Genomic DNA, 14,095 nt, shown 5'->3' on the forward strand with positions numbered 1-14,095 from the left:
TCAGTTCAGCCACGGCGCCGCATCCGTGCTCGGGTTCGCCGGTACCACAGAGTCATTCTGCCCGGAATGGCCCGATTGACCAGCCTGACCAGCCCGTCGTTGATGGCCTCGGGCTTGTCCAGCAGGGCCAGGTGACTGGCCCCGCTGACGATGACCAGCTCCGATCGCGGCAGCGAGGCCGCCATCTTTCTCGAGTACTCGTCCGGCGTGATCAGATCGTGGTCCCCGCAAGCGATCAGGGTCGGGATTCTCAGCAGTGTCCACAGGCCGGCGGTTTCGTCATGCACTTCCAGCGCGCGCAGGAACCCCACCAAGGTGGGGATCGGGGTGCCGTTCATCATCCGCTGGGAGAACGCGTCCAGGCTGCGGCTGACATGCAGATCGCTGTAGGACGCGGCCCGCAAAATCGGTCCGATCAGCGATCGGGATACGTTGCGGCCGCGGTGCATCAGTTTCGGCGCAGACCGTGCGGTAAACCGAAGTGCTTCCACCGCAGGGTTTTTCAGAATCTCGCCCAGTGGTGAGCGGGTAACCCCTTCGGCGGCAGAGGAAATCAGCGCCGCACCGACGATGCGGCCGCCGTACTGCTCCGGGTACTGCCGCGCATGCGACAACACCGTCATGCCGCCCATCGAGTGGCCGACCAGCACGATCACCCCGCGCGGCGCGACAGCGGTCAGGACGCTTTGCAGGTCCTGCCCCAGCTGCGTCAGCGTGTAGGTCTCGGGCGAGCCTTCGCCGGAACACCCATGGCCACGCTGGTCGTAGAAGACCATGCGCACTCGCGATCCCCACTTCTCGGCGAGCCGCTTGCGCTGAAAGTGGAAGGAGCCCATACGCAGACAGAATCCGTGCGCGAAGACCATCGTCAGCGGGGCGTCCAGCGGGCCGACTTCACGCACCGCCAGCACCACGCCGTCGGGCGTGGTCACCACGTAGTTGCGGTCGCTGTTGAGCCGCTCGAAATCCTCGTCGGCATAAGGGTCGTCGGACAGCGTCACGCGTTGCGTCATCGACCGGCGCACCGACGCGCCGACGATGGTGGCGACCGCAGTCAGCCCTGCCCCTCCCGCAAGCCATGCCCTTCCCCGTTGGCGCCTGCGAGTTTGTTCATCGTTCAACGGTTTCGGCCTCGCGGTAGGTCCTGGCGATGCGCCCCCGTGGGCTGGTGACCACTTCGTAGTGGATGGTGCCGAGCAGATCGGCCCAATCCTGTGCCGTGGGTTCGCCGATAGCGCCGGGACCGAACAGGATCGCCTCGTCGCCTTCGGCCACGTCGAGCGGGCCGGGACCGAGGTCGACCAGAAATTGGTCCATGCAGATCCGCCCGACGGCGCGGCGCAGTCTGCCGTTGATCAGCACGTCGAGCCGACCGCCCAGCGACCGGAAGACACCGTCGGCGTAGCCGATCGGCATCAGCGCCACGGTCGTGTCCTGCTTTGCGACCCAGGTGTGGGCGTACGACACGCCTTCGCCGGCGCGCACCGACTTCACCAGCGCAACAGCGCATTTCACCGTCATCGCCGGTATCAGCCCCATGTCGCCGAGCTCGGGAACCGGGCTCAGGCCGTAGACCGCGATCCCGGGCCGCACCATGTCGAAGGCGAGGTCGGGACGAGACATCGTGGCCGACGAATTCGACAGGTGGGCGATCTCGAACCGCACACCCTGGTTGTGCGCCTCGGCCAGCATCTCGTTGAACCGCTGAGCCTGAACATCATTGATCGAGTTGTCGGGCTGGTCAGCGAAAACCATGTGCGACATCAGCCCGCGCAACCGGACGGCATCGTCGGCGACCGCCTGGCGCAGCGCGGTCAGCATCGATGCGTAGTCACCCGGGGGCACGCCGTTGCGGTTCAGGCCGGTGTCGACTTTGACGCTCACGGTTGCCGTCCGACCGGTCCGGCGTACCGCGTCGAGCAGCTGGTCGAGTTGGCGCACCGAGGACACGGCGATCTCGACGTCGGCGATCACCGCGGGCCCGAAGTCGAGGCCGGGCGGATGCAGCCAAGCCAGGACCGGTGCGGTGATGCCGTCGGCGCGCAGCGCCAGGGCTTCGTCGACGGTGGCGACACCCAGTTCGGCCGCGCCGGCGGCCAACACGGTGTGGGCAACCCGAAGGGCGCCGTGGCCGTAACCGTCGGCCTTGACAACGGCCATTACCTGCGCTGATCCGGCGTGCTCGCGCAGCACCCGCACGTTGTGCGCAATTGCACCAAGGTCCACCACGGCCTCGGCGAGGACACCCGGCGTCAGGGATATCGGCGTGACTGCCACGGCCGCCATTGTCCCAGAGCCGAAGAGAGTGTCGCCGAGCATCGACTTGTTGCGGGGTTTTTGCCCTAATCGGCCCAACAAGTCGACGTTCGGCGTCACCACCTCAGTGCGCGAAGTGCTCGTTGCTGTAATGCCCGCCCGGCTTGAGCTTGTCCAGCGAGGCCAGCGCGCTGCGGGCGTCGTCGTGCAGCGCCCGGGCCAAGTCGGCGGACAGCCCCTCGCGCACCACGATGCGCAGCACGGAGATGTCCGTGGCGTTGTCCGGCATGGTGTAGGCCGGCACCTGCCAGCCGTAACCGCGCAGCTCATGCGAGACATCGAACTCGGTGTAGCCAAGGCCGCGGGCGAGCCGGAAGCTGACCACCGGGATCGCCGAGCCGTCCGAGATCAGCTCGCAGTGGTCTCCGACGCGCAGCTGCTCACCCAGCCAGCGCGCGGTCGTCGACAGTGTGTGCATGACCTGGGTGTATCCCTCGCGGCCCAGCCGCAGGAAGTTGTAGTACTGGCCGACGACCTGGTTGCCGGGACGGGAGAAGTTCAGCGTGAACGTCGGCATGTCGCCGCCCAGATAGTTCACGTGGAACACCAAATCCTCGGGCAGGTACTCCTTGCTGCGCCACACGACGAACCCGACGCCGGGGTAGGTCAGGCCGTATTTGTGGCCACTGACGTTGATCGACACCACCCGCGGCAGCCGGAAGTCCCACTTCAGCTCGGGATGCAGGAAGGGCACCACGAATCCGCCGCTCGCGGCGTCGACGTGCACCGGGACGTCCACACCGCCGCCGGCCGCCAGCTTGTCCAGCGCCGCGCAGATCTCCGCGATGGGTTCGAGCTCGCCCGTGTAGGTGGTGCCCAGGATCCCCACCACCCCGATCGTGTCCTCGTCGACGGCATCGATGACCTGCTCGGGGGTGATGACGTAGCGCCCCTCCTCCATCGGCAGGTAGCGCGGTTCGACGTCGAAGTAACGGCAGAACTTCTCCCAGACCACCTGGACGTTGGAGCCCATCACCAGGTTGGGCGTGCGGCCCTTCCAGTCTTTGCCGACCTTCTCGCGCCACCGCCATTTCATCGCGAGCCCGCCGAGCATCACCGCTTCGCTGGAGCCGATGGTGGACACACCGCAGGCGCTGGACGGGTCGTCGTCGCGTAGGTCCTCGGCGTGGAAGAGGTCGGCGACCATGCATACGCAGCGCTGCTCGATGGCCGCGGTCGCCGGGTACTCGTCCTTGTCGATCATGTTCTTGTCGAACGTCTCGGCCATCAACCGCCCGGCCTGGGGATCCATCCAGGTGGTGACGAAGGTGGCCAGGTTCAACCGCGAGCTGCCGTCGAGCATCAGCTCGTCGTGGATGAAGCGGTAGGCGGCATCCGGGTCCATCGATTCCTCGGGCAGCCGCAGGGCGGGTATCGGCGCGGTGAACAGCCGCCCGGTGTAGGCGGGGGCGATCGAGTGGGCGGGCAGAGATGGGTGGCTGCGGGACACGGCGGATCCTCTCGTTAGCTGTTACAGGGCGGCCAGGGCCGCGCGGATGTGCGCCACGATGCGCGACGCGGAGGTGGGCGCCTCCCCGGGACCCGGATCGGCGGCCGACAGCGCCGCGGCGTGCGCGTGGACGTAGGCGCCGGCGGCGGCCGCCTCGGCGGGCGGTAGTCCCGCGGCGAGCAGCGCGCCGATCATCCCGGACAGCACGTCGCCGGACCCGGCGGTGGCCGCCCAGGACTGCCCGGCCGGATTCAGGTAGACCGGGCCACCGGGGTCGGCGATGACGGTGACATTTCCCTTGAGCAGAACCGTGGCGCCGAACGTGTCGGCCAGCTTGCGGGTGGCGCCTATCCGATCATCCCCGGGCGGGTGACCGGCCAAACGGGCGAATTCACCGGCGTGCGGGGTCAGCAGCGTCGGGGCGCGGCGGTTGGCCACCAGCTCGGGATGCGCGGCAAGGATGGTCAGCCCGTCGGCGTCGACGAGCACCGGCAGGTCGGTGTCCAGCGCGAACCACAATGCGGCGGCGCCGACGTCGTCGGTGCCCAAACCCGGTCCGACCACCCACGCCTGCACCCGCCCGGCCGCCGTGGCGGTCGGTGTCGCGATGACCTCGGGCCATACCGCGAGGACCTGGCTGTGTCCGCTGCCCGCGTAGCGGACCATGCCCGAGGTGGCCGCGACCGCGGCGCCGGTGCACAGTACGGCCGCACCCGGATACGTCGACGAGCCGGCCAGGATGCCGGTCACTCCCTGCGTGTACTTGTCGTCGTGCGGGCCCGGCACCGGCCAGCGGGCGGCGACGTCGTCGGCCTCGAAGCCCAGCACATCGGTGTCCGGGAGATCGAGGCCGATATCGACCAGCGTGACGTCGCCGCAGTCGGCCAGCGCGTGCACGGGCTTTAGGCCGCCGAAGGTGACGGTCAGCGCGGCGTGCACCGCGGGGCCGGTGATCGCACCCGTCCCCGGGTCGATGCCGCTGGGCAGGTCGACGGCGACCACCGGGATGTCTGCAGCGGCCTCGAACACCTCGGCGGCCGCCGGTCGCAGCGGACCCGAGCCGGAAATGCCGACCACGCCGTCGATGACGAGATCGGTTGTCGCCGAGACACTCTCCACAATGCGACCGCCGGCCTTCCGGAAGGCGGCCAGCCCCTTGCGGTGGGTGCGGTCCGGGCTGAGCAACACCGCATCCGCGGCCGCGCCCCGGCGAAGCAGGAAGGTCGCCGCCCACAGCGCGTCCCCGCCGTTGTCACCGGAGCCGACGACCGCGCACACCCGCCGGCCGGCCACACCGCCCGTGCGGGCCGTTAGCTCGCCAATAATCTCGGTGGCCAGCCCGAAGGCGGCGCGCTTCATCAGGGCGCCATCGGGCAGGCTGGCCAGCAGCGGTGCTTCGGCGTCGCGGATCGCATCTACGGAGTAGTAATGCCGCATCGAATTCAGCATTCCATGCTCGTCTGTGTTTGCGCACAGCACTCGTTCAGGAGTCGTCCGTACATTCGGTGGTAGCGACGAATTGGAGGGGCTATGGCGCGCACGGATGACGACACCTGGGATCTGGGAAATGGCGTGGGAGCCACCGCAACCGGCGTCGCGGTGGGCCGGGCACTGGCCACCCGCGCACCCCAGCCACTGATCAACGACCCGTTCGCCGAGCCGCTGGTGCGCGCCGTCGGCGTGGAGTTCTTCACTCGCCTGGCCAGCGGCGACCTGGACCCGGCCGGGGTCGACGACAACGGCGACTTCGGGATGCTGGGGATGGCGGACATGATGGGCATCCGCACCCGGTTCTTCGACGACTTCTTCGTCACCGCGGCCGCCGCGGGGATCCGCCAGGTGGTGATCTTGGCCTCGGGTCTGGACGCCCGCGCCTACCGGCTGCCCTGGCCGGACGGAACGACGGTGTTCGAGATCGACCAGTCCCAGGTCATCGAGTTCAAGAGCGCAACCCTGGCCAAGCTGGGCGCCACCCCGACAGCCGATCGGCGCGCGGTGCCGGTCGACCTACGCCACGACTGGCCCGCGGCCCTGCGCGCCGCCGGACTGGACCCCGGCAAGCCGACCGCGTGGAGCGCCGAGGGTCTGCTGCCGTTCTTGCCGCCCGAGGCCCAGGATCGGCTGCTGGACAACATCACTGAGCTCAGCGCGCCGGGAAGCCAGCTGGCCACCGAAAACGTGCAGGGCGCGGGCGACGCCGTAGAGACGATGGCCGACCGCATGCGTGAGGTCACCGAGCAGTGGCGCGAACACGGCTTCGACATCGAGATGACCGACCTCTGGTATGCGGGCGACCGCAACGACGTCGTCGAGTACCTGCGTTCGCACGGCTGGCAGACAGCCGCCAGCGGGGTCGTGGATTTAGCTGCGAACTATGGTATTTCGCTGCCGCCGAGGCCCGCCGCGCCCGACAAGGAGGGCACGCTGTCGGCGTTGCAATACGTCACCGCCACCCGGAGCTAAGCCTCGAAGGACCTGATCATCCATTCGGTCATCGCGACGGCCAGCGCGGCGCGGTTCTCGCGCTTGATGATGCCGTGTCCGTCGTTGTCGAAGAGCAGGTAGCGCACGTCGCGTCCGAGCTGGCGCAACGTGTCGACGATCTGTTCGGATTCGCTGACCGGCACGTTGGTGTCATGGGCGCCGTGCACCACCAACAACGGCGTCGTCAGCTTGTCGGCGCGCAGCAGGGGTGACAGCTGGTCGAGTAGTTCGCGATCGCCGATCGGATGGCCGTATTCGGGGTACGCGGAGTCGGCGATCCACGGCTCGGTGTTGCGATAGAACGTGCTCAGGTCGCTCATCCCGCAGATGCTGATTCCCGCGGCGAACAGGTCCGGGTGAAACGTCAACGCGGCCTGCGTGAGGTAGCCGCCGTACGACCAGCCTGCGCAGGCAATGCGGCGGGGTTCGACGAAGCCGTTGTCGACCAGGAAGCTCGCGCAGTCGGCGACGTCGTCGATGGCCGCGAAGCGCTTTTCCTTGTCGTCGGCGTGCACGAATGACTTCCCAAAACCCCCGGAGCCACGGACATTCGGCGCCAGCACGACGAACCCATCGTTGACCAATCGCGAGAAGATGTCGTTGTAGCCGGGCCGGGCCTGGCCTTCCGGACCTCCGTGCAAAAAGATGACCGCGCCGGCCGCAGCGTCGGCGTTCATCGGCCGATACAGCCAAGCGTTCAAGCGCAGCCCGTCGCGGGCGATGATCGTCTGCGGCTCGGCGAAGACTGTGGGGATCACCACCGGCTGCTTGCCCTCGGTGTCGATGAATTCCCATTCGCGTGAGCGCGGGTCGACCAATTCGACGGTACGCGGCAGGTCGGGCCCCTCGACGGTCATCGCGACCATCGAGCCGCCCGCGCTGATGGACAGCTCGCTTGCGACCGGCCCGGGCAGCGGAATCGGCTCGCTCAGGGTGTAGTCGGTGTATTCGAGGATCTGTAATTCGCTGCGGCCCTGCAGGTTCCACAGTAGTGCGACGGTGGACAGGTCGTCGCTGACGGCGAACTCGGCGAGGTCGCAATCCGCACGCTCGGCCACCACGATGTAGCTGACGCCGTCCAGCGTGACGGTCACTTCCAGCAATCGGGCCTGCTCGCAGCCATTGTCGCTGCGGATCAGCGCTCGTACGTATCCGTCGGCGCCGGTGCCCGGGTTGTACAGCTTCGTCTGCTCGCCGGAGAGTCCATGGCGCAGGCGACGCGGTTGGTGGTCGTCGAGGATGACCCCCTCGGCGGTCGTCGAGCCGGGATCGGAAGGGAGCAAACTGATTTCGGTCTGTCCGAACATCATGATCATTTCGTGGTAGCCGCGCGGGCCGACCCGAATCAGTGCCGCGCCGGCCCAGGCATCGACCAACCGGCCGCCGGATCGACGGTCCAGCACGGTGTGACGACCGTCGGTCGGATCGATCAGGCAAGACCGCCCCACTCCGTCTTCGCCGGTCAGGATCGCCGCCACCAGGGTGCCGTCCCACGCGATCAGCTCGGCCGTCCCGGCTTCTTCGTCGTCGATACGCCAGGCCATCCGATCGTCGGGATCGGTGGTGACGACCCAGATTTGGCTACGAGACCCGCTCCCGTCGAGCGTTACCTGACACGCCAGCCACTGGCCGTCCGCGGAGTGGATGACGCGAGCGACCGGACCCTCGACCGGCAGCTCCACGTCTCGCGACGAGCTGGCCCGCCAACCGCGCAGAAAGCGTTGCACCGCGCGGGGATAGCCGCCTTCGTCGACGATGTGGGCGACCGCGGTTGCGTCCGGCGACAGCGACGCGCCGTAGACCTCGCGCACCTGCCGCCCCATCGATTCCCACCTCCAGGTTTCTCGCGGCCGTCGTCGTGTCCCGACACGTGACGAGGGTATCGGCCTGGCCGGAATTCCTCTTCCGCGGCCAAGCCGTCAGACCGGCTCCTCGCGGGAACGAAATCGGCGAAACGCGGCCCTGACCCGCGCCGGACTCCACGGCTTGTCCTTTTTCGCCCGGGCCATCGGATAGAAGCAGAGGCCGATGAGGATCGACGTGAAGTGACCGATCGCGGTGAAGTTCAGCCCGTGTTTGGTCATGGTGATCAGCGGAAAACCGAAGATGACCAGCAGCACGCCGAGGTAGAGCCAGCGCCATGGCCGCGCGATGCGATAGGCCAGCACGGCCATGATGCCGACGAGGAAATAGCTCACCCCGATATCGCGTGAGCGAACCAACCGTTCCGATGCGTCGTGTTCCTCGATCGCGAAGTACAGGATGCCTTCGCTGATGTAGGTGGAAAGGATGTGGCTGGTCAACCCCACGGTGAGCCAATTCAGGTGGCCGAGCCAATGTTCGGCCGGGGCGAGAAACAGGGTGAACAGCAGCAGGTAGGGTTCCAGGCTTTTGCCGTCGATCCACAGCAGGCTGGAGAACAGCACGGAGAGCGGGTCGGTGCCCAACTCGTGAATGTTGGTGGAGCGGTGCAGCAGTACCGAGTGCAGTTGCCGCCCGGACATTTGGTTCTGGATGACCGTCGTGATCATCAACACGAATAGCCAGCCGTACGTTAGCGGCGCGCCGCTGACGAAATGCCAGACTCCCAGCGCCAGGCTGCGTAGACGCGCCCCCACCGATCCTTCCGCCACGGCGTCCACCTTTGCATGCCCGGCGGCTTGGGCAAACTGTTATGCCGCCTTTTCGGGTTCGGGTCGTAGATGCCGCCACCAGCAATAGACATAGAGCACCATCGACATCACCAAGGCGACGATGACCCAGAGCGTGACCGTCACGTCAACCCAGGACCCGATCGGGGGCGCGTCGGGCAGAGCATTTCGCAGTGGTATCACCGCGAAGAGCATTGCCGCGTACCACGTTGTCATCGGTGGCTGGAATTTTCGCTTATCGCGCGCCGTCTGAATCGCGACGAATGCGCCCACTCCGGCCACCGCGAGCATCACCACAATGATGACGGCGGCGAACAACGCGATGCTGGGCGACCGGCGCAGTTCGACTCGGTACGGCGACTGCGGATTACCGTCACCAGCAACGGAGAGCCGCCAGCCGGAGACACGGTCGACGAATTTCACCGGCAACTGTTCGGGTCTCTCGCTGCCATAGATGAGGTCGACGGTGATCGGCCCCGATTGATACTTATCCAAGGGCCACACCGACGGATCTCCGCTAATCGTCAGCGGGACAGGGTATTCGCCCGGAAGCATTCCCTTCGTCCACGCGCGCTTGCTGGGCGTGACCGCGGAGTGCACCACGACGGCGAAGTCTTGGTTGAGGCCGCGCGTTCCCGGATCCAGCAGCCCGGGCCCGGGGGTAACGGTCACGTTGGTATGAACCGCGCCCTTCATCGACTGGAGCTCGAGGAAGTCGATCGTCACCGTGGTCCCGTCGGCCTCGGGCTTGCCTTGGGTCAGTTGCAGCGGGCAGCCGCAACCGGACCTGGCGTAGAGCGAGACCGTGGTGATGTAGGCGCCGATGAAGAAAATGACCAGAGCCATGATCGAAAACTTCATGAACCGAGTGCCTCTGGCGAAACCGTTCGATGCCAAGGTTGCCTCCCCGCTGACCGGGCTGTCCTGAGATGGGGTCCCGGCGAGAAATACTAGGCCCGCTGCCCGCCGCAGCTACGGCCCGCCACTCGAGACGGACGCCAGCTCATCGGGTCCGGGCCGCAAATGCCGCCACCAGCAAGAGATGTAGAGCACCATCGAGATCACCAGCACGACAATCACCCAGAGCACGATCGTGACGTCAATCCAGCTTCCGAATGGTGGCGAGTCGGGTAGTGCAGTTCGCAGCGGCATCACCGCAAAGAGCATCGCCGCGTACCACGTTGTCATCGGCGGCTGGAACTTTCGTCGGTTCCGCACCGTCTGGACCGCAACGAACAGGCCCAGGCCGGCAAGGGAAAGGTACACACCGACGATGACCACACCGAACGCCACGGTGCTCGACGTCCGGGAGAAATCCAATCGATATGGCGGGGCATCTCGCCTTTGCCGACCTCAGTCGCGCCGACCTGCCAGCCCAGCAGGCGGTCGACGAATGTCACCGTCGCCCGTTGCGGCACTGCGGCGGGGCCGCGGTCGAGTTCGATTGCGATGGGCTTCGTACGGTAGTGATCGAAGGGCCAATCCCCGACGTCGCCGGAAAGGATCAGCGATACCGGGAAGACATCGGGCAGTGTGCCCTTCGACCAGGCACGCTTGCTCGGCGTGACCACCGATGAGACGTCGACATCGAGGTCTTCCTTGAGTTTGTGGGTCGCCGGATCCAGCAGCGCGGGTCCGGGTGTAATGGTGACGTTGCCGACCAGCACACTGTTGTTCGACCGGATGTCTTCGAGATCGACGGTCACCGTGGTCCCGTCAGTGTCGGACTCACTTTCGGTCACTTGATGTGGGTGGCTCATGCCACTGGTGACATACAGCAGGAGCGAGGCGAGATACGCCGCGATGAAGACGACGACGCCAATGATCCCCCACTTCATAAGCACTGGCTTGGCGTATAGGGATTCATTCACGGACAAGAATGCCCCTCCATTCACTAGCTGTAAGGATGCGGTCTTGCCCGGAGATGCTACGCGGAGAAACCGCGCGAAGGCCTCACGACCGAAGACTCCCGCCGTGCGCAGCTAGTCGCGTTCTGCCTGATTACTCAACAGTGACTGGGCTGAAGCGGGCTGCTCGACAGCAGCGGCTGCAAAAGGGTTGATACCAACGGGATTTCGATCAAATGATCGGCGTAGGGGCGCACGTTGTCGTCGCCCTGTTCGGCGATCACGATGGTCACCGGGCCCCGCCTCTGAATCTCGCCGGCGTAGCAAAACCTTCGCTACACCCGGCCACTCGAGAAGGAGGCCAGCTCATCGGGTTCGGGCCGCAGATGCCGCCACCAGCAAGAGATGTAGAGCCCCATCGAGATCACCAGGATGACGGTCACCCAGAGCACGATCGTGACATCGATGAGGACTCCAATTGGCGGCGAATCGGGAAGCGCATTTCGCAGCGGCACCACCGCGAACAACATTGCCGCGTACCACGTTGCCATCGGCGGCTGGAACTTTCGTTTGTCCCGCACCGTCTGCACCGCGACAAAGAAGGCAAAGAACGCAAGGGCGATCAGCACGCCGAGGATGACGACCGCGAACGCCACGGTGCTCGTCGACCGGACCAAGTCGACTTGGTAGGGGCCGACCAGATCTTCATCGTTGATGCGATCCGTAATGACATCCCAGCCCAGTAGGCGGTCGACCATCGTCACCACCGCCGGCACGCGGGTGGGGCTGGAGCCGGATACGAGCTGGGCGACGACGGGCCCCGAATGGTATTCATCGAAGGGCCACGCGGCGACTTCACCGTCGAGGGCCAGCGAAATGCGAAACACGTCGGGTAGCGTGCCTTTCGGCCAGGTGCGCTTGCTGGCGCTCACCGCGGAGGAGACCGAAATGGTGAGATCGTCCTTGAGATTGTGGGTCTGCGGGTCCAGCAGCCCGGGTCCCGGATAGACGTTGACGCTGGCAACAACCAGGCTGTTGGCCGACTGAACTTCTTGTACGTCAATGGTCACCCGGGTCGCGTCGGGCACCGGCTCGCCCCGAACGACGACATTGGGATGACCCATTCCACCGTCGACGTACAGCCACACCGAGATGGCATAGGCGGCGACAAACAACACGACACCGACGATGCCGAGTATCGCGCGCCGGCTACTCAACGGTGACGGACTTCGCCAGATTTCGCGGTTTGTCGACGTCGTAGCCGCGCGCCTGCGCCACCGACGCCGCAAACACCTGCAGCGGAATGGTCGACAGCAGCGGCTGCAAAAGCGTTGACACCGAAGGGATTTCGATCAAATGATCGGCATAGGGACGCACCGTGTCGTCACCTTCCTCGGCGATGACGATGGTCACCGCGCCACGGGTCTGAATCTCGCGGATATTGGACATCAGCTTTGCGTGCAGCGTAGCCGATCCCTTGGGTGACGGCATCACGACGATGACCGGCAGGTTGTCCTCGATCAGCGCGATCGGGCCGTGCTTGAGCTCGCCCGCTGCGAAGCCCTCCGCGTGCATGTAGGCGAGCTCTTTGAGTTTCAGCGCGCCTTCCAGCGCCACCGGGTAGCCGACATGTCGACCCAGGAACAGCACGGTCGAGGATTGGGCAAACCGATAGGCCAGGGCCACAACGGGTTCGATCGTCGCGAGCACCCGCGACACGATTTCCGGCATCGCTTCCAGCTCGCGGTATTCGCGTTCGACCTCATCAGGATATTTGGTGCCGCGGGCCTGCGCCAGCGCCAGGCCGACCAGGTAGTTGGCGGTGATCTGCGCCAGGAAGGTCTTCGTCGAGGCCACACCGATTTCCGGTCCGGCGCGGGTGTAGAGCACCGCGTCGCACTCGCGCGGGATCTGCGAGCCGTTGGTGTTGCAGATCGCCAATACCTTGGCCTTCTGCGCCTTGGCGTGCCGAACAGCTTCCAGGGTGTCCGCGGTTTCACCGGACTGTGAGATGGCCACCACCAGGGTGCTGCGGTCCAAAACCGGGTCCCTATACCGGAATTCGCTGGCGAGCTCGACTTCCACCGGCAGACGCGTCCAGTGCTCGATCGCATACTTGGCCAGCAGCCCGGAGTGATATGCCGTGCCGCACGCGACGACGAATACCTTGTCGACCTCGCGCAGTTCCTGATCCGACAGCCGCTGTTCGTCGAGCACGATGCGGCCGTTCACGAAATGGCCGAGCAGCGTGTCGGCGACCGCGGTGGGCTGCTCGGCGATCTCCTTGAGCATGAAGTACTCGTAGCCGCCCTTTTCCGCGGCGGCCAGGTCCCAATCAATGTGGAACTCGCGGTATTCGACGTCTTCGTTGCCGTCGAAGTCGGTGATCCGGTAGCCGTCGGCGGTGAGCACCACGCACTGGTCCTGGCCGAGTTCGACGGCGTTGCGGGTGTGCGGAATGAAGGCGGCGACGTCGGAGCCGACGAACATCTCGCCGTCGCCGACGCCGACCACCAGCGGTGTCGACCGGCGGGCGGCCACGATGGTGCCGGGCTCGTCGGCGTTGGCGAACACGAGAGTGAAGTGGCCCTCTAGCCGTCGCAGCACCGTGAGCACCGAAGCGGCGAACTCGCCGGCCGTCTCGCCCTCGCGGTAGGCCTGGGCGACCAGGTGCACGGCGACCTCGGTGTCGGTGTCGCTGGCGAACTCGACGCCGGCCGACTCCAGCTCCTGACGCAGGGTCGCGAAGTTCTCGATGATCCCGTTGTGGACGACGGCGATCTTGCCGGCGGCGTCGCGGTGCGGGTGAGCGTTGCGGTCGGTCGGGCGGCCGTGGGTGGCCCACCGGGTGTGGCCCAGGCCGGTGGTGGCGCGCAGGTCGTCCGGCGGCATTTCGGCGACGGCCTTGTCCAGGTTTTCCAGCCGGCCGGCCCGGCGGCGCACGGTGAGTTTGCCCGTGCCGTCGACCAGCGCGACGCCCGACGAGTCGTAGCCGCGGTACTCCATGCGGCGAAGTGCGTCCATGACGACTTGGCAGGCAGGGGCCTGCCCCACGTAGCCGACGATTCCGCACATTCTGACCAGAATAATGCAGCCGTGCCGGCGGGCCGGCCTGTCGCGGGCCGCCGGGGCGCTGTCGAGCGCGCTAAGGACCACGTCGAACGCGCTCAGGGCGGTTTTCGGCCCGACGTGGCCCCAACCCACGTCGAGTGCGCGCTCAGGGCGGTTTTCGGCCCGAATTGTCGCCCTGAGCGCACACTCAATGCCCTGACGCAACACTCGACGAGCGAGAGGCGCCGTCGGCGCCACCCGACGGTATCGTTGGGCCGCCCACCTGCGCGAAAGGC

The 14,095-nt window shown here is 66.3% G+C and carries 10 protein-coding genes and 2 pseudogenes; 1 reads left to right on the plus strand and 11 read right to left on the minus strand.

Annotated features, from left to right (window positions below; all coding sequences use genetic code 11):
• Window positions 1–5: 5 nt before the first annotated feature.
• From G6N55_RS12095 to G6N55_RS12110, 4 genes are all read right to left on the minus strand, one after another.
• Window positions 6–1,058 carry an alpha/beta fold hydrolase gene (locus G6N55_RS12095; protein WP_179968179.1) on the minus strand — a complete coding sequence of 351 codons (1,053 nt, stop codon included), beginning with the start codon at window positions 1,056–1,058 and terminating at the stop codon, window positions 6–8.
• Between the two features lie 52 nt (window positions 1,059–1,110).
• Entirely contained in the window at window positions 1,111–2,277 is a 1,167-nt protein-coding gene (gene alr, locus G6N55_RS12100) for an alanine racemase (RefSeq protein ID WP_179968141.1), read from the minus strand.
• A 103-nt stretch (window positions 2,278–2,380) separates the two neighbouring features.
• Window positions 2,381–3,766 carry a glutamate decarboxylase gene (locus G6N55_RS12105; protein ID WP_085224452.1) on the minus strand — a complete coding sequence of 462 codons (1,386 nt, stop codon included), beginning with the start codon at window positions 3,764–3,766 and terminating at the stop codon, window positions 2,381–2,383.
• A 21-nt stretch (window positions 3,767–3,787) separates the two neighbouring features.
• Window positions 3,788–5,203 carry an NAD(P)H-hydrate dehydratase gene (locus G6N55_RS12110; RefSeq protein WP_085224618.1) on the minus strand — a complete coding sequence of 472 codons (1,416 nt, stop codon included), beginning with the start codon at window positions 5,201–5,203 and terminating at the stop codon, window positions 3,788–3,790.
• A gap of 93 nt (window positions 5,204–5,296) precedes the next feature.
• On the opposite strand from G6N55_RS12110, the gene G6N55_RS12115 reads away from it, so the two are divergent.
• Window positions 5,297–6,229, plus strand: coding sequence for a class I SAM-dependent methyltransferase (locus G6N55_RS12115; protein ID WP_085224454.1), 933 nt, complete (start codon window positions 5,297–5,299; stop codon window positions 6,227–6,229).
• Here the strand turns inward: G6N55_RS12115 and G6N55_RS12120 are convergent.
• The 7 genes and pseudogenes from G6N55_RS12120 to glmS form a co-directional block, all read right to left on the minus strand.
• Complete coding sequence (locus tag G6N55_RS12120; protein ID WP_085224457.1) at window positions 6,226–8,073, minus strand: alpha/beta hydrolase family protein; 1,848 nt, start codon at window positions 8,071–8,073, stop codon at window positions 6,226–6,228. The genes G6N55_RS12115 and G6N55_RS12120 overlap by 4 nt on opposite strands.
• 96 nt (window positions 8,074–8,169) lie before the next feature.
• The gene (locus G6N55_RS12125; RefSeq protein WP_139826987.1) at window positions 8,170–8,883 is read right to left on the minus strand and encodes a rhomboid-like protein; all 714 of its coding nucleotides are present in this window, start codon (window positions 8,881–8,883) and stop codon (window positions 8,170–8,172) included.
• Between the two features lie 39 nt (window positions 8,884–8,922).
• Window positions 8,923–9,762, minus strand: coding sequence for a DUF4436 domain-containing protein (locus tag G6N55_RS12130; protein ID WP_085224459.1), 840 nt, complete (start codon window positions 9,760–9,762; stop codon window positions 8,923–8,925).
• A 111-nt stretch (window positions 9,763–9,873) separates the two neighbouring features.
• Window positions 9,874–10,739: pseudogene (locus tag G6N55_RS12135) on the minus strand (DUF4436 domain-containing protein).
• A 182-nt stretch (window positions 10,740–10,921) separates the two neighbouring features.
• Window positions 10,922–11,062 (minus strand): annotated as a pseudogene (locus G6N55_RS30120) (hypothetical protein); the annotation flags it as partial.
• 21 nt (window positions 11,063–11,083) lie between these two features.
• On the minus strand, window positions 11,084–11,965 hold the full coding sequence (locus G6N55_RS12140; protein WP_232078987.1) for a DUF4436 domain-containing protein: 882 nt from the start codon (window positions 11,963–11,965) through the stop codon (window positions 11,084–11,086).
• Window positions 11,958–13,823, minus strand: a complete 1,866-nt coding sequence (gene glmS / locus G6N55_RS12145) for a glutamine--fructose-6-phosphate transaminase (isomerizing) (protein WP_085224622.1) — start codon at window positions 13,821–13,823, stop codon at window positions 11,958–11,960. Before glmS ends, G6N55_RS12140 begins: the two co-directional genes overlap by 8 nt.
• Window positions 13,824–14,095: the final 272 nt, after the last annotated feature.

The organism is Mycobacterium florentinum, from assembly GCF_010730355.1.
Classification (GTDB): Bacteria; Actinomycetota; Actinomycetes; order Mycobacteriales; family Mycobacteriaceae; genus Mycobacterium; species Mycobacterium florentinum.